At 41.8% G+C, this 21853-nt stretch carries 22 protein-coding genes; 11 read left to right on the top strand and 11 right to left on the bottom strand.

Annotated features, from left to right (window positions below; all coding sequences use genetic code 11):
- The first annotated feature begins 318 nt into the window (after positions 1–318).
- Positions 319–1716, top strand: coding sequence for an aldehyde dehydrogenase family protein (locus tag AC1MCB_RS17240; RefSeq protein ID WP_479965957.1), 1398 nt, complete (start codon positions 319–321; stop codon positions 1714–1716).
- A gap of 70 nt (positions 1717–1786) precedes the next feature.
- Here the strand turns inward: AC1MCB_RS17240 and AC1MCB_RS17245 are convergent, their stop codons facing one another.
- The 5 genes from AC1MCB_RS17245 to AC1MCB_RS17265 all read right to left on the bottom strand — a co-directional run bounded on the left by AC1MCB_RS17245 (position 1787) and on the right by AC1MCB_RS17265 (position 5277).
- On the bottom strand, positions 1787–2179 hold the full coding sequence (locus AC1MCB_RS17245; RefSeq protein ID WP_479965958.1) for a VOC family protein: 393 nt from the start codon (positions 2177–2179) through the stop codon (positions 1787–1789).
- Between the two features lie 161 nt (positions 2180–2340).
- Positions 2341–2943 (bottom strand): MiaE family protein, encoded by a 603-nt coding sequence (locus AC1MCB_RS17250; protein ID WP_479965959.1) that lies wholly within the window; start codon positions 2941–2943, stop codon positions 2341–2343.
- Positions 2944–3051: 108 nt separating this feature from the next.
- Positions 3052–3624: a nicotinate (nicotinamide) nucleotide adenylyltransferase gene (gene nadD, locus AC1MCB_RS17255; protein WP_479965960.1), complete on the bottom strand. Its 573-nt coding sequence runs from the start codon at positions 3622–3624 to the stop codon at positions 3052–3054.
- A gap of 148 nt (positions 3625–3772) precedes the next feature.
- Positions 3773–4351, bottom strand: coding sequence for a guanylate kinase (gmk, locus tag AC1MCB_RS17260; RefSeq protein WP_479965961.1), 579 nt, complete (start codon positions 4349–4351; stop codon positions 3773–3775).
- Between the two features lie 50 nt (positions 4352–4401).
- On the bottom strand, positions 4402–5277 hold the full coding sequence (locus AC1MCB_RS17265; protein WP_479965962.1) for a YicC/YloC family endoribonuclease: 876 nt from the start codon (positions 5275–5277) through the stop codon (positions 4402–4404).
- Between the two features lie 145 nt (positions 5278–5422).
- On the opposite strand from AC1MCB_RS17265, the gene AC1MCB_RS17270 reads away from it, so the two are divergent.
- Positions 5423–6181, top strand: a complete 759-nt coding sequence (locus tag AC1MCB_RS17270; RefSeq protein ID WP_479965963.1) for a peptidase associated/transthyretin-like domain-containing protein — start codon at positions 5423–5425, stop codon at positions 6179–6181.
- On the opposite strand, the gene AC1MCB_RS17275 is transcribed toward AC1MCB_RS17270, so the two are convergent.
- The 4 genes from AC1MCB_RS17275 to AC1MCB_RS17290 all read right to left on the bottom strand — a co-directional run bounded on the left by AC1MCB_RS17275 (position 6171) and on the right by AC1MCB_RS17290 (position 9261).
- Positions 6171–6929, bottom strand: a complete 759-nt coding sequence (locus AC1MCB_RS17275; protein WP_479965964.1) for a lysophospholipid acyltransferase family protein — start codon at positions 6927–6929, stop codon at positions 6171–6173. The two genes, AC1MCB_RS17270 and AC1MCB_RS17275, sit on opposite strands and share 11 nt — an antisense overlap.
- A 23-nt stretch (positions 6930–6952) precedes the next feature.
- Positions 6953–7681, bottom strand: coding sequence for a ribonuclease III (rnc, locus tag AC1MCB_RS17280; RefSeq protein WP_479965965.1), 729 nt, complete (start codon positions 7679–7681; stop codon positions 6953–6955).
- A gap of 70 nt (positions 7682–7751) precedes the next feature.
- Positions 7752–9005, bottom strand: coding sequence for a beta-ketoacyl-ACP synthase II (fabF, locus tag AC1MCB_RS17285; protein WP_479965966.1), 1254 nt, complete (start codon positions 9003–9005; stop codon positions 7752–7754).
- Between the two features lie 19 nt (positions 9006–9024).
- The gene (locus AC1MCB_RS17290; protein WP_377163853.1) at positions 9025–9261 is read right to left on the bottom strand and encodes an acyl carrier protein; all 237 of its coding nucleotides are present in this window, start codon (positions 9259–9261) and stop codon (positions 9025–9027) included.
- Positions 9262–9408: 147 nt separating this feature from the next.
- On the opposite strand from AC1MCB_RS17290, the gene AC1MCB_RS17295 reads away from it, so the two are divergent.
- From AC1MCB_RS17295 to AC1MCB_RS17335, 9 genes are all read left to right on the top strand, one after another.
- On the top strand, positions 9409–9828 hold the full coding sequence (locus AC1MCB_RS17295; protein WP_479965967.1) for an IPExxxVDY family protein: 420 nt from the start codon (positions 9409–9411) through the stop codon (positions 9826–9828).
- 63 nt (positions 9829–9891) lie between these two features.
- A complete protein-coding gene (gene pyk, locus AC1MCB_RS17300; protein WP_479965968.1) occupies positions 9892–11316 on the top strand; it encodes a pyruvate kinase in 1425 nt (474 codons plus the stop codon).
- 894 nt (positions 11317–12210) lie between these two features.
- A complete protein-coding gene (locus tag AC1MCB_RS17305; RefSeq protein ID WP_479965969.1) occupies positions 12211–15522 on the top strand; it encodes a vitamin B12-dependent ribonucleotide reductase in 3312 nt (1103 codons plus the stop codon).
- 149 nt (positions 15523–15671) lie between these two features.
- Positions 15672–15851: a hypothetical protein gene (locus tag AC1MCB_RS17310; RefSeq protein ID WP_479965970.1), complete on the top strand. Its 180-nt coding sequence runs from the start codon at positions 15672–15674 to the stop codon at positions 15849–15851.
- Positions 15852–15968: 117 nt separating this feature from the next.
- The gene (locus AC1MCB_RS17315) at positions 15969–16427 is read left to right on the top strand and encodes a DUF1569 domain-containing protein (protein WP_479965971.1); all 459 of its coding nucleotides are present in this window, start codon (positions 15969–15971) and stop codon (positions 16425–16427) included.
- A 233-nt stretch (positions 16428–16660) separates the two neighbouring features.
- Positions 16661–17761, top strand: coding sequence for a fatty acid desaturase family protein (locus AC1MCB_RS17320; protein WP_479965972.1), 1101 nt, complete (start codon positions 16661–16663; stop codon positions 17759–17761).
- 11 nt (positions 17762–17772) lie between these two features.
- Positions 17773–19179 (top strand): membrane dipeptidase, encoded by a 1407-nt coding sequence (locus tag AC1MCB_RS17325; protein WP_479965973.1) that lies wholly within the window; start codon positions 17773–17775, stop codon positions 19177–19179.
- A gap of 158 nt (positions 19180–19337) precedes the next feature.
- Positions 19338–19511: a hypothetical protein gene (locus tag AC1MCB_RS17330; RefSeq protein ID WP_479965974.1), complete on the top strand. Its 174-nt coding sequence runs from the start codon at positions 19338–19340 to the stop codon at positions 19509–19511.
- 149 nt (positions 19512–19660) lie between these two features.
- Positions 19661–20044, top strand: a complete 384-nt coding sequence (locus AC1MCB_RS17335; protein WP_479965975.1) for a VOC family protein — start codon at positions 19661–19663, stop codon at positions 20042–20044.
- A 90-nt stretch (positions 20045–20134) separates the two neighbouring features.
- On the opposite strand, the gene AC1MCB_RS17340 is transcribed toward AC1MCB_RS17335, so the two are convergent.
- The gene (locus AC1MCB_RS17340; RefSeq protein WP_479965976.1) at positions 20135–21148 is read right to left on the bottom strand and encodes a YsnF/AvaK domain-containing protein; all 1014 of its coding nucleotides are present in this window, start codon (positions 21146–21148) and stop codon (positions 20135–20137) included.
- Positions 21149–21203: 55 nt separating this feature from the next.
- Complete coding sequence (locus AC1MCB_RS17345) at positions 21204–21656, bottom strand: YsnF/AvaK domain-containing protein (RefSeq protein ID WP_479965977.1); 453 nt, start codon at positions 21654–21656, stop codon at positions 21204–21206.
- Between the last annotated feature and the right edge of the window lie 197 nt (positions 21657–21853).

Here is a 21853-nt window from a genome sequence, read left to right on the forward strand (position 1 = left end):
TCGATTGATTTCCGGTTTTACCATCCCGAGCATATTGAGTTTAGTGAAACCGAAGAGAATAAGCGCTCTTCGACCTATTATATTCTTGAAAAAATTGAGGTCAATAAAACCCGCCTTACCTTAGATTATTATCTTGCTAAAAGTATATCCACCAGTTTTATATTTAAATTGTTGAAAAAAAGGAAATTGGAGGCTTCTTTTCACCGATCATTAAAAAATATTGAAAAGGTGGTCAAAGAAATTAACTTGCCGACACAAGTGGGAACACAAAAAATCCCATCATGAACTGTTCACCTCACGATCAATAATCTCTATCACTTGAAGCTAACTGTACAAGAAACCTTTCAGCTCCAGAAAGAGCATAGTTTTTCTCTAAGAAGCACCAACTCATCACAACGAAAGGACAAACTCCGAAAATTAAAAAGTGCTATTCATTTTTTCGAATCTGCCATTTTTGAAGCATTACAAAAAGATCTTGGTAAAGCTGATTTTGAATCTGCCTTATCAGAGGTTTATATAGTCTATTCGGAGATTGATAACGCCATAAAAAATCTTGACCAGTGGATGAAACCACAAAAAGTAGGTGCTCCACTCTCCAGCTTACTGAGTAAAAACAAGATCTACCTGGAACCTAAAGGAGTTGCCCTTATTATTGCCCCCTGGAACTACCCTTTCCAGCTTCTGATGAGCCCACTGGTATCGGCCATAGCTGCCGGTAACTGCGTCATGCTTAAACCATCAGAGGTTAGCCCATATACAAGCAAGTTGCTTGCTAAAATAATCACCGAAAACTTTGATGAAAAAGAAGTGGCCTGTTTTGAGGGTGACAGCACAGTTGCCGGACAGCTGCTTGAACTGTCTTTTGACCATATTTTCTTTACAGGAGGGACAGAGGTTGGCAAAGTCGTGATGATGGCAGCGGCAAAACATCTCACCTCAGTTACGCTGGAACTGGGTGGCAAGTCTCCGGCGATTATAGATGAAACCGCCAACCTGGAGAAAGCTGCTGCAAAGATTATGTGGGGAAAGTTTCTCAATTCTGGACAAACTTGCATTGCACCCGACTACGTGTTGATTAAACCGGCGCAGCAAGAAGAATTTTTGCACTTCGCTAAGCTTTCGCTCCAGAAGCATTACTATGCAAATGGTAAACTGGATGAACTAAGTTACGGCAAGATCATCAATCAACGTCACTTCGATCGTTTAAGTGGCTTGCTGAAGGATGCCGTGGCTGACGGCTCTACTGTTGCAATCGGCGGCACCTCATATCCGGATAAGCAGGTTATTGAGCCTACCGTGGTTTATAATGTTAAAGCTGATTCCGGTTTGATGCAGGAAGAGATTTTTGGGCCTCTGTTACCAATAGTCAATTACAAAGACTTGGAGGATGCAATCAAATTCGTAAATGCGAGGCCCAAGCCACTGGCTTTATATATATTCTCTGAGAACGAGAGCGCCGTTGAACGCATCATAAAAGAGACCTCGGCAGGGGGAACAACCGTAAACGATATCGCCATTCACTTTGCCAATTCTGCTTTGCCGTTTGGCGGAGTGGGGGCAAGTGGCATGGGGAGTTCGCACGGTTTTTACGGATTTAAGGCCTTTTCGCATGAGCGTGCGGTAGCCTACCAGTCACGGATAGATTTTAACCGGTTTGCCTATCCCCCTTACGGCGAGAAGAATGGTCTGTTAAAGTGGCTTAAAAAAATACTTTGATTCGCCAATGGGCTGAACAAACCTCTTTGGTCAACATATCTCAACTGGACAAAGAATCAATATTATGAACTCAGTTCTTCGAGCTATGAACAGCCAGGCGGTTTCCTTCGGTATCTGTAAAGAAACCACAAAAGCCAATTTCTGGAGATATTTGAAAAGCCGGCCCGGTGACTTTGCCGCCGTTCTCTTCAACGCGTTTTAGAAAAGCGTCGCAACCACCGGTCTCATTAGCGTTCAAGTACACGAGTGTATTATTCTCGCCTGGATTATATCCCTCACCTTGCACTAAGGCACCACCCACATCTTTGCGGTCCATGGCCTCGGTAAAGATCATTCCCATCTTTAAACCAGGGGCTGTTTCTTCATCTATCTGAATCTGAGCTGGTAATACCTTCTCGTAGAAGTTCTTTGCCCGTTCCAGATCTGATACAGGAATCTCGAGCCAGTTGATAAGATTTGCCATTTTTTAATGCTAATATGTTAATTTGTCAATGTCAGAATCTAATTCAATTTATGAATTAAAGACCAGTATTGAAAACGAAAGCTCTGACAATAGCAATTCGTTCAAATGGAATAAAGCGATAACCATTGCCAAATTAGCACATTAACAAATTAGCAAATTGACTACCCGTGGATGGTTTCTTTCTTCCCGTAATTTTGAATAACCTGGGCTTCGTACGCAAGGAAGTCTTTCCAGCGTTTCTCTACGTCGATGTTACCGGCGTACTTTCTGGCCAGCGTAATGAACATGGTATAATGACCTGCTTCGCTGATCATCAATTCATGATAAAAATCTGCCAGCTGCTTGTCGTTTATATTCTCTGACATCACTTTGAAGCGTTCACAGCTTCTTGCTTCAATCATCGCAGAAAGCAATAACCGATCAATTAAATTCTGCTGCCTGCTGCCTCCTTTGACCATGAACTGCATCAGCTCATTCACATAATTATCTTTGCGCTCGCGCCCAAGGGTATAACCTCTTTCCAGGATGATATCATGTACCCGTTTAAAGTGGTCCATTTCCTCCTGAACCAGCATAGCCATTTGTTGTACCAGGTCAGAAAGATTAGGATTCTGAACGATTAAAGTGATGGCATTACTGGCCGCTTTCTGCTCGCAGAAAGCATGATCCGTCAGGATCTCTTCAATATTACTTTCAACTATATTTTTAACCCAGTTAGGGTCAGTTGGAAGCTCAAGCTTTAGGATGGTCTTTTCGTTACTCACAGGGGCAAAGTTAAGGATGTTTGTGAAAGGAAGGAATAGTTGACGTATTTGTACCCGACTCCCCGGACCAAGCTTTTAACCAAATTTCAATATTGTCCGAATTATTTTTTACCTGTACAAATTCTTCCCCTCTATAAATTCTAACACTTCATCCGGAACAAAGAACTGCACATTCTTGCCTTCTTTAACCGACTTGCGGATAAAAGTGGCAGACAATTCCATCAGTGGCGTTTTAGTAATCGTTATTGACGGGTGATCAGCATATTCATGGTTTTCATAACCCGGGCGAGGGTAGATATGGATATGGTAATCCCGTAAGATCAACTCGTAATTTTTCCATTTCTTTAAGGAGACCAGGTTGTCCGATCCCATGATCAGACTAAACTGATGTTCCGGATATTTTTCGTGCAGGTAGGCCAGGGTATCAATGGTGTAAGATGGCTGCGGTAACTTCAACTCTACATCACTCACACGAATATTCTCAGCATTCTCTGTAGCCAGCTTAGCCATTTCAAGCCGGTCGTACATATTGATCAGGTCACTCTTCTCCTTAAGCGGATTGTGCGGCGAAACCACCAGCCATACCTGGTCAAGATGAGTGTGATTAGCCATATAATTGGCAATGATCAAGTGGCCGATATGAATCGGATTGTAAGAACCGAAGAAGAGACCGATTTTCATTCTGTAGTAATTAGTAGTTAGTAATTAGTAGTTAGTAGTTAGATAGTACATCGGTCAGTCTAACTCTACTCATACAGTAAATGAGAAGTCTCATTTAAGCTCTAAATACATCTAATATGTAATCTTAAATTATCAGGAAATATCTGATTTACGCTTGAACCCTACTCAGGAAATTACTCACCAGTTCCAATGCTTCAGAACAAGCAGTTTCAAGTTCATAGTTTTTCAGGATCACATCAAAGCGATCTGCATACTTTAACTCTTTGTCAGCTTTTACAATACGTTCTGCAAGCTTCTCTGCACTATCTGTCCCACGGCCGGTAAGTCGTTCGATTAACACTTCGAGTGAAGGTGGCTGAACAAAAATTGCCAGTGCCTGATCGCCAAACTTTTTCTTAATGTGTAATCCTCCTTCAACGTCGATATCAAAAATAACGTGCTTACCACTACTCCAGATTCGTTCTATCTCCGAACGTAAGGTGCCGTAAAAAGTGCCGGTATATACTTCTTCAAATTCAATAAACTCCTTCTTTGCTATCTTATGCAGAAATTCTTCTTTGCTGATAAAGTAGTAATCAGATCCGTGGATTTCATCCCCACGCTTTTCGCGGGTAGTTGCAGAAATGGAAAATGCAAGCTCAGGAATCTTACCCAGGAGATGATGTACGATGGTGGTTTTGCCAGCCCCGGAGGGAGCCGAAAATATAATAAGTTTTCCTTCTTGCATGTCGTTATTGAGAGCCTAAGCCATCCCTCAGGAGGTTATAGTTCCCAGTATTATAATACGTTTAATAATTGTTCTTTGATCTTTTCAAGCTCTTCTTTCATACCTACAACGATCTGTTGAATCTTCGCGTCATTTGCTTTAGATCCCATGGTATTAATCTCACGGCCAATTTCCTGAGAAATAAAACCCAGCTTTTTCCCATTAGCGTCAGTACCTTTCAGGGCATCTATAAAATAATCGCAGTGGCTTTTCAGACGAATTTTTTCTTCGGTGATGTCCAGCTTGTCGATATAAAATATAAGTTCCTGCTCAAAACGGTTGTAGTCTATATTTTCTTTGCCAACAGCTTCTGCAAGGTAATGGTCCAGGCGTTCCCGAACCTGAACAAGGCGGTTAGGCTCTTGTACTTCAACCAGTTTCATGCCTTCTAAAATATTACTGATCCGAAAAATAAGATCCTGTTTCAGTACATTACCTTCATCAACACGGAAGTTCTGAAAGTTCTTCAGGGCTTCCTCAAACGTTTTGTAAACAGCCTTCCATTCGTCTTCACTCACTGCATCAGATTCGTATTGTATTACGTCAGGAAAGTTTAAAGCCAGCTGCAGAAGGTTACGGGGCGTGTCACCAAGTTCTGCCGCCGTAGCTTTTAATTGCTGATAGTAAACTTTTAAAAGTTCCTGGTTTATTGTAGCTGTTTTGGAAGTTGCTTCGGGATATTCAACATAGATGCTAATGTTAACCTTCCCCCGTTCGATTTGCTTGCTGCATTCGTTTCGCAACAAAAATTCTTTATCAGAAAAAGCTTTCGGGATTTTCAGTGCCAGCTCGAGGAACTTGCTGTTTAATGATTTGATCTCAACTGTATATTTCGCCTGCGCAAAATCATTAGCAGCCAGGCCATAGCCGGTCATTGATTTTATCATCGGGCAAAGATAAGATTTCTTGGCAAAAGGGTTGAATAAGAATCAAAGCCGACGATATCCATTTGATTTAACATATTTTAGCATCTCGCAGCGTTATCATTGACTAAGTTTACAAATTATTTTTGACGAACACTTGATCCAACCAATGAGACTTGCGCTTTTTACCCTTCTGCTGATCATTGCGTCGAGTCAGTCAAACGCTCAAAACAGAAACATTCAGGGGGTGATCTTTGACGCTGGCACTTCAATTCGGGTGCCCAGAGCCACCATAAGCAATAGCAGTCATCAGACCACATCCCAAACCGATGGGCTCGGAGTATTTACAATTCCGGCATCTATTGGAGATACGCTAAAAGTTTCTAAAGAAGGATTTACAGATCAATCCCTTATTGTTTCTTCTTATCAGGATCTGGTTATCCACCTTTCTAAACCTATTATGCTGAACCAGGTTACCGTTACGGGTCAATCTAAGAAGCAGGAGTTAGATGAAATTAAACGGGAGTACCGTCGAAAAGGATCTTATTATGCCGGCAAACCTCCGCTTCTTTCCTATGTGTTTACTCCATTAACGGCAATATATGAGCTGATCGGTAAAACTCCCGGGCAGGCCAGGCGCTTTAATCAATTCTATTCCAGAGAACTCCAGGATACAGAGGTTGACCGCCGGTTCAATGCATCAACGGTGAAGCCACTCACGCTCTATGAAGGGAAAGACCTTCAGAACTTTCTGGAAACCTATCGTCCGGGTTTTAGTGAACTATCAGGTTGGGCAGATTACGATCTTGTAAAGTACATTCGCGAATCGGCCACCGCATTTGAGGCTGCCGGAAAGCCTGCGCCTAAGGCATTACCCAAACTGCCGAAGGCACCGGATTTGAGTAAGGGAGTTGTGATTAAGTATTAGTTATTTCCCGGCCAACTATCGATCTTTCCATATGCTCGTAAACACGGGTTTTTAAATCAGGAAGGTCCGCTATGGTCAGACCTTTAACTTCGACAGGTTCCAGGAACCTACAGTCTATAAAACCCGGTTTGATTTTTAATGGGCTATTGCGTGAGAATAGCTTCCGCGCATTTAAGATAACCATTGGAGCAATTGGAGTCTGTGTTTCTATGGCAAGCCTGAAGGCACCATCATAAAAAGTCGCCAGCGGCTCAGTGCTTCGGTTCATAGTACCTTCCGGAAATATCAGAACAGATTGACCTTCTAAAAGTTGATTGCGAAGATCCGCCTCACATTGTTTTCTGTTTTCCGGTGATTTACGATCGATCATGATTACCAGTCTGCGATAGATCATCCCGAAGATCGGAATTCGATTCATCTCAACCTTACCAAGCGGCTTGAATGGCTGTGGAACTGCTGTTACCACCGCTACAGAATCAAGATATGAATTATGATTGCTGACAAAGATGTAAGCTTTGTCCTTGTCATAGATGTTACGATTTCTGGCGCGAACCGGGAAAAGACAGAGGATCGCAACCAGCCATCCCCATACTCTTAAAAAGAAAAATGCACCATTATGCCCAGCTTTTCCTTTCACACGCGCCGTTATAATGACGATAAACGGCAGAACAACGATCATCACAATGGTAAAAATGAGCAAACACCAAAATAAGAATACGGCCGAAGCAAAGCGTTTGAAAACACTCATGAGAAGGATGAACGAAAAATGATTTAGATTTTTAGCGCTTCGCAAGCCTTTTCAGCCGCAAGTTTTTCAGCATTTTTCTTATTGTAATCCCGCCCTATTCCACAGATTTCGCCGTCCACATTTACCTGGATAGTAAACAGTTTGACGTTTTCGCCCTCAGAATTGGCTATCACTTCAAAAGTGATGTCTTTACCATGCCGTTGACACCATTCTATCAGCTTGCTTTTAAAATTTGTCTCTGTCAACTCCAGCTGGTGGATATCCACATGAGGTTTAATGATCTGGTCGATGAGAAATTCGCGGGTGTAGTTATAGCCCTTGTCCATAAATATGGCACCCACCAACGCTTCAAAAGCATCGCCAAGCAGAGATCCCTGCTTGTTTGGAAAGTGCACCATCCGGTTATCATACTCAATCAGCTCATCGAGTCCGAGCTTTTTAGACAGCTGGTTTAAATTAACCCGGCTAACTATTTTCGAACGCATCTCGGTAAGGAAACCCTCTTCCTGGTAGGGGTAGCGCTTGAAAAGAACTTCGGCAACTACAGAACCTAAAATAGCATCACCCAGAAATTCCAGGCGTTCGTTGCTATTTTTCGAACCGTTTTTTGTAGGCGTAGACACCGATCGATGACGAAAGGCCATGCGGTATAAGCGGATATTTCCCGGAACAAAACCCAAAAGGTTTTTTAAGGTTTTTATGTAGTGCCGGTGGGGTGATAGATAAAGCTTATACAGTCTGGATACGGGCATATAGGATTTTGGGAGACAATTTAACTAATATAGCTTTTCATCAATCCAAAAACAAGAGCCATACAACAGGCTATTCCTCGTACTTTTTGAAAATAACTGAGGCGTTATGCCCGCCAAAACCAAACGTATTACTTTGCGCCGTCCTTACCACGCGTTTCTGCGCTTTATTGAAGGTAAGATTCAGCTTTGGATCCACCCGAGGATCATCGGTAAAGTGATTGATGGTAGGTGGGATAATATCGTTCACCACTGCAAGAATGGAAGCAATTGCCTCAATGGCACCTGCTGCTCCTAGTAAGTGACCAGTCATAGACTTGGTTGAACTGATATTAAGCCTGTAGGCATCTTCACCGAATAATTCGACAATGGCTTTAGATTCACTGATATCTCCCAGCGGTGTTGAAGTTCCGTGGACGTTGATATAATCAATGTCTGCGGTAGTCAGACCGGCATCCCTTAAGGCATTAGTCATAACTAAGCGAGCACCTAAGCCTTCTGGATGGGGAGCCGTGATGTGATTAGCATCTGCACTCATTCCACCACCAATAAGTTCGGCGTAGATTTTAGCACCGCGTGCTTTAGCGTGCTCTAATTCTTCCAGAATGATAGTGCCAGCACCTTCGCCGGCAACAAAGCCGTCGCGGTCGTTATCAAACGGGCGGGAAGCAGTTGTTGGATCATCGTTTCGTGTTGAGAGTGCATGCATTGCATTAAATCCGCCCATTCCGGCTTCATTAATGATCGCTTCAGAACCGCCGGATAAAATGATATCCGCCATGTTTAAACGGATGTAATTGAACGAGTCAATCAATGCGTTGGTAGAAGAAGCACAAGCTGATACGGTCGAGAAGTTGGGCCCTCTTAATCCGTATTTAATAGAAATATGACCCGGAGCAATATCCAGGATCATCTTTGGAATGAAGAAAGGGTTGAAACGGGGAGTCCCATCACCTTTGGCAAAATTCGAAACTTCGTCAAAGAAAGTTTTTAAGCCACCTATCCCCGAACCCCAAATAACACCGATACGATTAGTGTCGAATTTTTCGAAATCCAGACCGGCGTCTTTTACAGCTTCAGCTGTAGAGGCCAGGGCATACTGTACAAACGGATCTAACTTGCGTGCTTCCTTCTTATCCATGAAATCTTCAGGATTGAAGTTCTTCACTTCACAGGCAAACTTCGTTTTGAAGTGTGTGGTGTCATACTTTGTTATAGGAGCAGCGCCGCTTACCCCGTTGATTAAGCTGTCCCAAAATTCTGGTACAGTATTTCCAATCGGAGTAAGCGCACCTAATCCCGTAACAACAACTCTTTTTAGCTCCATTTATTCGAGGTGGCGTAAATTACTTTACGTTTTTTTCTAAATAGGCAATAGCTTGACCAACGGTACCGATAGTTTCGGCTTGGTCATCAGGAATAGCTACGTTAAATTCCTTTTCAAACTCCATGATTAATTCCACGGTGTCTAATGAATCAGCACCAAGATCATTAGTGAAAGATGCCTCCGGTGTAACTTCGCCTTCGTCAACACCTAATTTTTCAACGATAATTGCTTTAACTCTTGAAGCGATATCAGACATGGTTTTTATGTTTTAATGTTTAAATAATTCTGTGCAAAGAAAATTAAAATCTACCAATATTCAAACCTTTTTGTTTTAAGTCACATCTATCATACAATTTACATCGTAAAGCGTTTTACTTTTGTAATTTTGTTTACTTTTTTCAGTTTGAATAGAACCACCTTAAAATACGAGCTCGATCTTGATTTTGTGCTTATCGCCATCACGGCTCCGCTCAAAGATTATCGGCTGTGTTTTAAAATTAACAAGGGGTTACACATTGAATTAAGCCGCGTAGATGACCTGGAGCTAGCTTTTAAGGCCGATGGTGAACCTTGTTATTTTAGCAGGTATAGTTTTATAGAGCCAAATACCGAAGTCGAATTTAACCTTCTTGCCAATAAAGGAACAGAAGGTTTTTTAATTCTGGAAATGAAGAAAGTTGATTATTTTTTACTTATCCACAATTATATTGATCATGATGACCTCAAGGAGGTTATCGCCGGGTTAAACCGCATCCCCGAAGTCGCTGTCGCAGCAGAAGTAGACCCAAAGAAGCTGAAATCTAAAGAAAATCTCATAATTTAGCCAACTGGTGTAACTATTACACCAACTCAGCTCGTTAAACATTTCAAATTAAATATAAAATATATGGTTCACAACAGAACTAAAATAGTAGCCACACTGGGCCCTGCGTCATCTAGTAAAGAAGTTCTATTATCGATGATTAAAGCCGGCGTAGACGTCTGCCGGTTAAATTTCTCTCACGGAAGCCAGGCTGATCATCAGAAAGTAATCGACGTTATTCGCGAAATCAATCAACAGTATAAAACCAATGTAGGGATCCTCGCCGACCTTCAAGGACCAAAAATCCGTATAGGATTGGTTAAAGATGGTGGTATCAACTTGGTCAGCGGCAATAAAATTGAGATTACTACCCACGAATTGATCGGAGACGATAACCAGATCTATATCACTTACCAAAGTTTTCCAAAAGATGTAAGAGCTGGAGAGATCATCCTTTTAGATGATGGAAAGATTCAAATGCGGGTTATTGAGACTAATAATAACGATACTGTTCTTTGTGAAGTGGTTTATGGCGGTATTCTTACTTCTCGTAAAGGAGTCAACCTTCCGAATACCAAGGTGTCAATTCCTAGTCTGACGGAAGAAGATCTTACAAACCTTGCTTTCGCATTGGAAAACGACGTAGAGTGGATCGGCCTTTCATTTGTGCGTTCGGCAGAAGACATTATTGAATTGAAGCGCATCATCGGTCGCAGTGAGAAAACTGCCCGCGTAATTGCGAAAGTCGAAAAGCCTGAAGCCATAGACAATATCGATGCAATTATAAATGTGAGTGATGCTGTAATGGTTGCACGTGGCGATCTTGGTGTTGAGATGCCAATGGAGCAAGTGCCGATGTTACAGAAAATGATCATCAGGAAGTGTACCGCTGCATCAAAGCCAGTTATTGTTGCTACGCAAATGCTCGAGAGTATGATTACCTCTGCACGTCCGACCAGGGCAGAAGTAAATGACGTGGCCAACTCGGTACTAGACGGTGCAGATGCGGTAATGCTGAGTGGTGAAACGTCAGTAGGCGAATACCCTACTATCGTTATCGAGACTATGCAGAAGATTGTTCGCAACGTTGAAGAAAATGAATATCCTTTCAACATTCCGAAAATACTTAATCCCAATTCAACCACCTATATGGGAGATGCGGTGTGTGGATCAGCAGTCTATCTGGCGGAGAAAACCAACGCTGTAGGTATTATATCAATGACTTCATCTGGATATACAGCTTTCGAAATCTCAAGTCATCGTCCAAAAGCGGCTACGTTTATCTTTACCAGTAATCGTAAACTGCTAAACACTCTGAGTCTTATCTGGGGCGTTAGAGGGTTCTTCTACAATAAGTTTGAAAGTACTGATAAAACCATCAGCGAAGTAAATAAGATCTTGAAGGCCGAACGTCTAATCGAACCGGGCAACGTAGTGATCAATACTGCAGCTATCCCGATCGAGAAAAAAGGTAAGACCAACATGATCAAAGTAACGTTAGTAGAATAATATAACCGTCCTTCGGTTACCGCCCTTATTTATTTAGGAGATCGCTATTGATTTCGAGAATAGGTAAGGGCTTTTTCTTGTCGGGGGCTTAACGCTAATTCCCCGCAGATGCGCGCTGTTAGGAAAGGCTGATTTACGTAGAATCTAAATCTGCGGTCATATGCGGAAAAGTTAAAAGTTTCTGATGTATGATTAAGAATTGGTGAAAAACCCAAAGCTTTCGTGCTAAGCAAAATAAGAAGGAAGCAATAACCGTAAAGTTTAGCTCCTCGGTAAATTAACCTAAAAGAAAATGAAATTTACTAAAAGCGACTCGCAAATGGTGGGTTTAAGCCTTGTTTTTGGACCGGTTTTGAGATCGCGTTAACAGGGTGTTAACAGTATGATAACAGTATCATAACAGTATGCTAATCATATCACGAAATAGTAAGCATACTATGATCACACTGTGAAGATATGATCCGGTCATTATTAACTATACCGAAATATGTCTACCACCTTACATCTGGCAGACACACTTCCCGTATTCCGACTGCTATATGCGCCTTTTTAGGCCATCAAATGCCGGTAGGATTTGGAAGGTATTCGATACAGTATAATAGCCTAAAATTGGTAACATTTAAGGCCCTGGTTTCGTTTATAATTTGACGGTGTTATGCCCGAAAATTGCGGGCAATTTGCTAAATTTTACTTTAGTTTTTAAGTTATCCACAGTCTAAAACGCTTGTTTTGAATGGTTTGGCCGAGAAGAAACGCTGTAGGGCAACTTTGCCGAAACTACTGTGGAAAACATAAATAGCACAGCGAGGTGGGATGCTCTAAATTTGGTTAAAAACCCCCAAAGTTTTTTAGCAACGATAACAAACTTACAATCAATACTATAATATTCCCAAGATGGCTAAATCTTCTACAAAAAGCACGTTTAAAGCAACCGGAAAAGGTCTGGGCTTTTCACGCTACTTCACAAAACCCAATGTGAACGTGTACGATCTGTTCACTTATGAAAAGCGCAGTTCAATAATTCGTAACCCGGCAGGCGATGCTGTTTTTGAAATGAACGATGTAGAAGTACCTTCAACATGGAGCCAGGTAGCCACTGACATTTTAGCCCAGAAATATTTCCGTAAAGCCGGAGTTCCTAAACCCGATGGAACAACCGGTTCTGAAAACAGCATTAAACAAGTGGCGCATCGTATGGCCAATTGCTGGAGACAGTGGGGAGAAAAATACAACTACTTCGCCTCGCCGGAGGATGCTCAGATATTCTACGACGAACTGGCTTATACCATCGTTGGTCAGCATGCAGCGCCAAACTCGCCGCAGTGGTTTAATACCGGTCTGCATTCTTCATACGGAATCACGGGAAAGCCACAAGGTCACTACTTTGTAAATCCGGATACCGAGAAACTGGAAAAATCTACATCTGCATACGAACGTCCGCAACCACATGCCTGTTTCATCTTATCCGTGTCAGACGACCTGGTGAATGATGGCGGTATCATGGACCTTTGGGTTCGTGAAGCACGGATCTTTAAATACGGTTCAGGTGTTGGAACCAACTACTCAGCTATTCGTGGCGAGAATGAAAAACTTTCCGGGGGTGGTTATTCATCTGGCCTCATGTCATTCCTTAAAATTGGCGACCGTGCAGCAGGTGCTATTAAATCAGGTGGTACAACCCGCCGCGCCGCTAAGATGGTTTGTTTAGACATGGATCATCCGGAGATTGACAACTTCGTAAACTGGAAAGTTGAAGAAGAAAAGAAGGTGGCTGCTTTAATTGCTGCCGGCTATTCATCAGATTACGAAGGTGAAGCATACCGTACTGTTTCAGGTCAGAATTCTAACAACTCTGTTCGTATACCTAACTCATTCTTCCATGCTCTTGAAAAAGGAAAGAAATGGGATCTGATTGGCCGTATTAGCGGAAATGTTGTTAAGTCGATCTCTTCAGAGAAATTATGGCAGGATATCGCATTCGCTGCATGGGCTTGCGCCGATCCGGGTGTACAATATGATACTACTATTAACGAGTGGCATACTTGTCCGGAGGGTGGACGCATTAATGCATCTAACCCATGCTCAGAATACATGTTCCTTGATAACACAGCCTGTAACCTGGCTTCTATCAACCTGGCGCATTTCTTTGATCCGCAAACATTAGTTTTTGATGTGAAAGGTTTCGAGCATGCTTGCCGTATCTGGACCGTTGTTCTGGAGATCTCTGTGTTGATGGCGCAGTTCCCTTCTAAAGAAGTTGCGCAGTTATCATACGATTACCGCACATTAGGTCTTGGATATGCTAACCTTGGTTCAATGCTGATGGTTGCAGGTATTCCTTACGATAGCGATAAAGCACGTGCTATTGGTGGTGCAATCACCGCGATTCTTACTGGTACCGCTTATTCAACTTCAGCCGAAATGGCCAGAGAGTTGGGTACTTTCAGTGAGTACGAAAAAAATAAAGAGCACATGCTGCGTGTGATGCGTAATCACCGTTATGCGGCTTACAATACCGATTCATACGAGGGTCTGGAGATCAATCCTCAGGGAATTAACCAGAACCATTGTCCGGATTACTTATTATCTGCAGCTTGTAACTCATGGGATAAAGCAGTAGAGTTGGGCGAGAGATACGGTTACCGCAACGCTCAAACAACCGTAATAGCTCCAACAGGAACAATCGGGTTGGTAATGGATTGCGATACTACAGGTATCGAACCGGATTTTGCACTAGTGAAGTTCAAAAAGCTTTCAGGTGGGGGTTACTTTAAGATCATCAACCAGGGAGTTCCATCCGCTTTGCGTAACCAGGGTTACAAAGAGCATGAGATAGAAGCGATTGTAAATTATGCTAAAGGTTCTGCTACTTTAGATAAAGCTCCGCATATCAATTTTGACAGTCTTACTGCCAAAGGATTCAAGCAGGATGAACTGGAGAAGATCGACAAAGCTTTATTAGCTGCCTTCGAGATCGGATTCGTATTCAACCAGTGGACTTTAGGTGAAGATTGTTTGAAACGCCTGGGCTTCAAGCCGGATCAATATAATTCACAAGACTTCAACTTTTTGCGTGCTATCGGCTTCAACCGTCAGCAAATCGCGGAAGCCAATGAGTTTATTTGCGGTACCATGACCATTGAAGGTGCGCCTTACTTAAAAGAAGAGCATTACCCAATATTTGACTGCGCAAACAAATGTGGTAACAAAGGTGAGCGTTATATCCATGCTACCGGTCATATCCGTATGATGGCTGCTGCACAGCCTTTCTTATCAGGTGCGATCTCTAAAACGATCAACCTGCCAAACGAGGCAACCGTTGAAGAGATCAAAGAGTGCTACGAGTTATCATGGAAATTAGCGCTGAAAGCGAATGCGCTTTACCGCGATGGTTGTAAGTTATCTCAGCCATTATCTACCAAATCATCTGACTCTAAAGAGGACAAATTAGACACGGTTGAAGAAGTATTAGGCGAGGCAGCTAATGTGCGCTTAAGTGACCTGACTCCAGAGCAGGTGTTAGAGGCTGCCAGAGCGATCCTTGCCCGTTCAACAGATACTAACTTCAAACGCCAGCTATCGTCTGTAGTAGAGAAGAAAAGCTTGCCTCACCGCAGAGCCGGCTTCACTCAGAAAGCATCCGTTGGCGGACAGACCATCTTCGTTCGCACCGGTGAATATGAAGATGGAACCTTAGGTGAGATCTTCGTGGATATGCACAAAGAAGGTGCAACCTTCCGCTCTTTAATGAACTGTTTCTCTATTGCGATATCGGTGGGAATGCAGTACGGTGTTCCATTGGAAGAGTTTGTAGACAAGTTTACATTCACCCGTTTTGAGCCAAGCGGAATGGTTAGCGGTCATGAAAATATCAAGAGCGCTACTTCCATCATCGATTATATCTTCCGCATGCTGGGTTACGAATACCTGGGTCGTGAAGACCTGGTACACGTGATCACTGAGCAAAAGGTAGTTTTGGGAAACCCGCAAATGGCTGATGAAGACCGGAATACTGAAGAGAACAACTTCGCACCTGCTCCTAAAGAACCTAGGGTAGCGGCAGATAAAAAACTGAAGCCTGTATTTGATATTTCAGGCGGTGGTCAGTCAGATGCCCCTGCTTGCGGTAACTGCGGACATATCATGGTGAGATCTGGTACTTGTTACAAGTGTTTGAACTGCGGTACGCAGGGAGGATGCTCGTAAGGGGAGATGTGAGAATTTAGATTTGAGATATTCGATAAGCTCTGCCAGAGATGGTGGGGCTTTTTTGATAGACAGACATTTATGGGATGTCAAGATAAATGGTGAAATGGGCCGCAAAAAAACAATGGAAAATGCGTTATCCTCAACACATGAAAACATACTATACGGAAGGAAATATTCATTATGGAAATGAAAAAATTCCGAAGATTGAGCCCGGCGATTTAATTTGTTATGGTTGCTTTAATACTAATAATCCGATCAGGCCGACTGATAAGAACCAGAATGCTGTTAATGAGAAACAAAAGCTGATCAGTATAAGCCAGAGATAGAGACTGCTTAATCCGGCAAGTAGGATGATTTTTAAAATTCTGTTCACTGTTGAAAGATATATACAACTTAGCATTTTGTTTCTACCTTGGACATCCTTGGACATATTAGATAATCAAATGGCACTTCCAAACATATTCAGCACCGAGATCTCTGATCAGATAATAGATAGAATTAATTCCCTTAGCCCTGATACCATGCCACAATGGGGCAAAATGAACGTTGCCCAGATGCTGGCTCATTGCAACGTGACTTATGAGATGGTGTACGAGAATAAACATTCTAAGCCGAACTTCTTTATGGGTTTCATTCTTAAAACCCTGGTTAAAGGAAAGGTAACTAATGAAGTTCCCTATAAAAGAAGTATGCAAACTGCGCCTGCTTTTATCATTAATGACAGCAAAGATTTTGAGACTGAAAAGATCCGACTGGTCAGGTACATTAAAAGGACAATGGAACTAGGGAGAAAGTATTTTAATAAAAGAAGTTCACACTCTTTCGGGGTTCTGTCTTCAAGCGAGTGGAACAATATGTTTTACAAACATCTTGACCATCATTTAAGTCAGTTTGGCGCTTGATCGTTAAAATCACGGCATAAGGTTCCAGACGACCGCCAACTCATCCTGTGCGCTAATAATTGTCTGTAGGGAGCCCGTTCCTTTATTCGATAGCTGGGCTGCTGGCTTTTAAAGGTCATCCATTCTTATGCCCGATAACTGCAGATATTATTTAACAATTCGACACTTATCCATATTTATAATCCTAAAAATTAATATATTTAACAAGTAGTTTTTATGATGAACGTAGGCTTATGTCAACCGCGTATTGTAAAACACCTAAATTCCTGAAAAGTGAAGACGACTCAGCACATTTCATGGAATTAAAAAAGCTTGTGCGCGCGGTTGTTGCAACTCTGCCGCCTTCCAGGCTTCGTACGGCAAGGTTTAAAGCGTTTTTTCTGCCGGCATTTTATTTCATTGTATACTTCTTTTCCCTGTCTCTTACTAATTATCTTCTATATCTTCTGGCTTATTCCATTTTAGGACTGACATTGGTCGTCATGTTTCAAAATCTGATTCATGAGGCCTGTCATGACAATCTTTTTAAAGGCAAGAGAATAAATCAATTGTATATGTTGCTGATGGATCTGATAGGAGGCAATAGTTATATGTGGAAAAAGAGGCACATAAACCTGCATCACAACTATATTAATGTTGACAATTGGGACAGCGATATAGAGAAGAGTAAGTTTTTGAAGGTACACCCTAAGGACACCACAAAAATGCTTAACCGATACCAGCATCTGATGATGCTACTCTATCCTCTATTTGTAGTCAACTGGTTTCTTGTTCGCGATTTCAAAGATTTTTTCAGCAGTAAGACGATCGTTAGGAAGTTGGGAGACATCCCGGTTCAGGAGTACTTCAAACTCTTTGCGTTCAAACTTATTTTTATCAGTTACTTGGTTATTCTGCCTGCCTACATTACGCCATTTTCAGGGATACAAGTGGTATTTGCTTTTTTCCTGATGCTTGTGACAGCCGGGTTTTTCGCATTGTTTATCCTCTTGCCGCCGCATGTAAATACAAGCAATGAGTTCCCCACTGTTGATAAAAATATGAATTTGAAATATAGCTGGTTGCGTCATCAATTTAATACGACTAATGATGTTGACAATTCAAACTGGTTTACCAGGCATATCATGGCGAACTTTAACTATCATTTAGCACATCATTTATTTCCAAATGTCAGTTATGTGTATGCAAGAGAAGTAACGCAGGTTATTAAAAATTATGCATTGAAAGCGAATCTGCCTTACCGGTCTTATCCGCTTTTAGCAACCTTGATAAGTCATTATCAGTTGATCAGGAATAATCAAAGCATTGCAGACGTATTGGAAGATGATATGTAGAATTAAAGAATATGGACACCTCTCAGTTTAGATATTCAGATCTTCATTGCCACCCTAATTTAAAGCCCTATGGCCATAGCTTTGATAAAAAGGAAAGTTTAAGAAGTGACTTATGGGCGACCTTTCTACCAAATTATATCTCAAGGAAGATTCATAAGCTTACCGGGGTAACGAGGTTTTCCCAATCCGATTTTAGCACTATGTCCAGAGCCAAAGCGAAGATTGTTTTTGTTTCGCTCTATCCTTTTGAGAAAGGTTATTTTGTTAATAAGATACCCTTGGTCATTGCCGCCCTAATGGGAGATTGGGGCAGTGAAATCGGGTATAAACGGGTTCGCAATGTTCAAAATCATAGTGATTATTTTAAAGACCTGATTAAAGAATACAACTTTTTTATATCCTGTCGCAATAACCATGTAGTAGATGGAAGACACTGCAAATTTCAAATTGCCAAAGACTGGAAAGACGTCGAATTTGTGCTTGATCAGGATGATACCATCGCTGTTATTCTTACCATTGAAGGCGCTCATGTATTTAATTGCGGGCTTGAAGATTATCAGCAAAAAGTATGTGAAAACGAAATATTAAATAATATAGAAGATTTAAAGAGGTGGGATTATTTGCCCATGTTCATTGGTTTGGCCCATAATTTTAATAATGGCCTGTGCGGACATGCAAGGAGTTTGCAGCGGCTGGGAAAATTGGTTAGTCAGGAAACAAATCTTAATAGTGGGCTGAGTAATTTGGGAATTAAAGTAATTCATGCCTTACTCGATAATAGTAAGAGGAAAAGGATTTATATCGACTTAAAGCATATGAGCTTTAAATCCAGACAAGAGTATTATGAATTGCTAAAATTGGATTATGCCGGTCAAAGAATTCCTCTTATTGTTAGTCATGGCTCTGTAACAGGTCTCCCGATAAAGGAAAGGAGCCGCCAATCATCTGCTGTTGATGTTTTTAATACAAATGATCTGAACTTTTTTGATGAGGAAATAATCTGCATAGCCCGATCAGGCGGCTTATTCGCGATACAAATGGATGCTGGTGTCAACACCAATAAGGTGAAGCTGAAAAGACATCTCGCGAATTTAGCGGCTGGGGAGAGAAATCACTGGCCGGTAATGATCATCTGGAACCAGATCCAGCATATTGCGGAAGTATTGGATCGAGCTGGTCTTTACGCCTGGGATACTGTTTCTATTGGAAGCGACTTTGACGGCAGCATCAACCCTTTTCCCGGGATTCTGACAGCAGAAGGGTTAAAACCCCTGGCCAACAAGCTAGTAGTTTTTGCTGATCAGTATCTTAAGACTGCAGATTTCAACTTACCTCAAAACAAAAATATAACGGCAGAAGCGATAGTTGAGAACTTCGTATTCAATAATACTCTAAGGTTTTTGAAGGAATTTTATTGATATTCTATTTCTGTGTGATCTGCTTTGTAAACCGGGTAGGCGTAAGCTCTTAATTGAGTTAATATTTTTGTTTATTTTGATGTATTGGCGGACGTTTTGAAACAGAACAGACCAAATCACAGGGAGCAGCTATTGCATCGGCTGTTTTATTTGGCGGATTGGGCGGAAAAACCGGAACAGGATCTTTGACCCTTACACTAAACAACGGATCAGATGGTGAACTCTTGTGGCGTTTCTTCAAAACAATGGATGAAGGAATCATGTCATCGACCGATGATCTGGTTGAACGAATGATGCGGAAGGTGTCCCGCAATTTCCCATACTCCAGCTAAAAGACCGCTTTATACCATTAGCCCCGATGAAGATTAACGGGGCTTTTTTGGTAGTAAACTTCAAATTGATCATGGCTGGCACATTTGAATAACTGTAATCTATGCTGCTTATTTATTATCTTTAATAGGAGTTAATTAATCACAAAGACATGAACAACAGAGTAGTACACTTTGAAATTCCTTGTGATGATCCGGAGAAGACAATGGAATTTTTTAAGCAGGTGTTTGGATGGAAATTTGAGCAGTTTGGAAATGAAGACTACTGGTCGGCGACAACTGGCGAGGAAGGTACACCTGGTATAAACGGGGGAATTCTCAAAAAAAGAGATCCGCAACAGCCCGTAGCAAATTCTATTGAGGTTTTTAACCTTGACTGCACAGCGGAGGAAGTTGAAAAAGCCGGGGGAACTATTGTTGTTTCCAAGATGCCTATTCCGGGAATTGGCTGGCTGGCCTATTTTAAAGATCCGGATGGAAACATACATGGATTGTATCAGAATGACCAGGCTGCCGTTTACATTCCGCCATCTTGATAAAAAGTTGCTAAAGGTATATATAAACAGAAGGCCGTAACGCACTCGCATTACGGCCGTCTGTTTAACTAGCCTTAATAAATTAGCTTTTTATATAATTCCAGGGCGCTCTCCCCGAACGTTATCTCTGCGTTTGTCGTCAGTAATATCATCGAGATCATCAGTGTCGCGTTTGTTATTCGAAGTTGTAAGTTCGTCAGTATCAACCTCCGTATTACGCAATGTTTCCCTGACTACTTCCTGAGTTTCGTCCACATTCTTGTAAATATTTACTTCTTCCACAACTCTTGATTGTTTTTCAACCACCGGAACTTCCTTATGTTCAGTGACTTCAATGGTGCCTTCCTTGAAAGTGCAGATATCCTGATCAGTAGCTTCTCTATCGACAGCGTTTCGCTCCACATTAACGTGCTCTTCTCTTAAACGAATGGTTTCTTCAACCGGACGTTCAACAATCCGGCTGTGGATTCGCTTACCGCCAGTGATTACATCTTTCTTCCCAACAGTCATATTTTCTTCGATTATCGGAATAGACGTGTTTTCGTTTATGTCTCTGCCGATGTTCCTCTCAGTCAGGTTAGCATCTCTGTCTGAGTCGAGTCGTCTATTGGTGATATCGGTATCCATGTCATCCCGTATTCCGGACACTCGATCTGAATCCATATCCGTACTTCCAGTTACCCCGGCGCGACCACTGTTAACACCGCCCATTCTATCCATTTCTGAAGTGGTGGTAGTGCCTGTACTTCCATAAGCTGCGGCATATTCATTAACATCCACCGCGCCATAATCGTCCAGAATATCCGCGGCTGTTTCGGCTTCTTCTGCACTCATAGCATGCACTGTTACTACAGTTCCATGAGATGCCGCGCGTGAGTAACTTGAAGCTTGTTCCTCGTCGCCGAACAGATTTCTAAAAAACCGGCTAACCCGATCACCAAAATCCTCATCCTGACTAGTTCGCGTCGTGTCATCTGAATAGTTGGTAGCCGACTGGGCTGCAAGATCTATCCTGTTATCACTAAAGCCGTTTGACAGCAGATGTTGTCTTGCATTTTGTGCTTCAGTGGAGTCTTTGAAAATTCCAATTACTGTTTGTGCCATGATTTGTCTAATTAAAAATGATTAACGGATTAACTGGTGAAAGCTTTTTCTATACTTATTCTATTTTATTTATTTTGATATCTTCCTTACGAATCTTGTCTTTTACATTCACACTAACTTCCCTACTTGTTTTGGTTACGTGAATTTCTTCAACCAACATTAACTTCTTCTCCACAACAACTTCTTCTTTTATTACCGGGATGATCGTTGTATCACCTTCATACCTAATATCGGGTATGGAGTCGATATATTTATTGACCTGAACTCTTCGGATATCGACCCTCTCATGCATGGTTGGGATATCTTCAGAATAATCTTCCTGGCTCACTGTTTTTTTGATCTGATACCTGGCTGTTTCGACCGTCTCTTTATCTATGTTTAAGAACTCTTCTATTACCGGTATTGAAAGATTATCTGTATTATCCACCGTGTCAGGATGATTTTCCGCCCGTCGTTTCGGACTGGTTTTTCTTTCAACTTCCCTGATAACTGTTTTTTTATTTTCCATCGGAATGGTTGATTTTTCAAATATTACGCTCTGCAAAACAATAGACAGGTGCCTATTTTTGTTTTCAATTTTATCAGAAAAGGGAGGATGTGTGCTTCAGACAGCGTAAACTTTGGATGGTTAAACCGATATTGCACAGGGGTATTTCATTACAGGATTCTACAGAAATTTACAATTACATCGTGTAATCTCCTGAA

The organism is Daejeonella sp. AP26 (assembly GCF_056680515.1).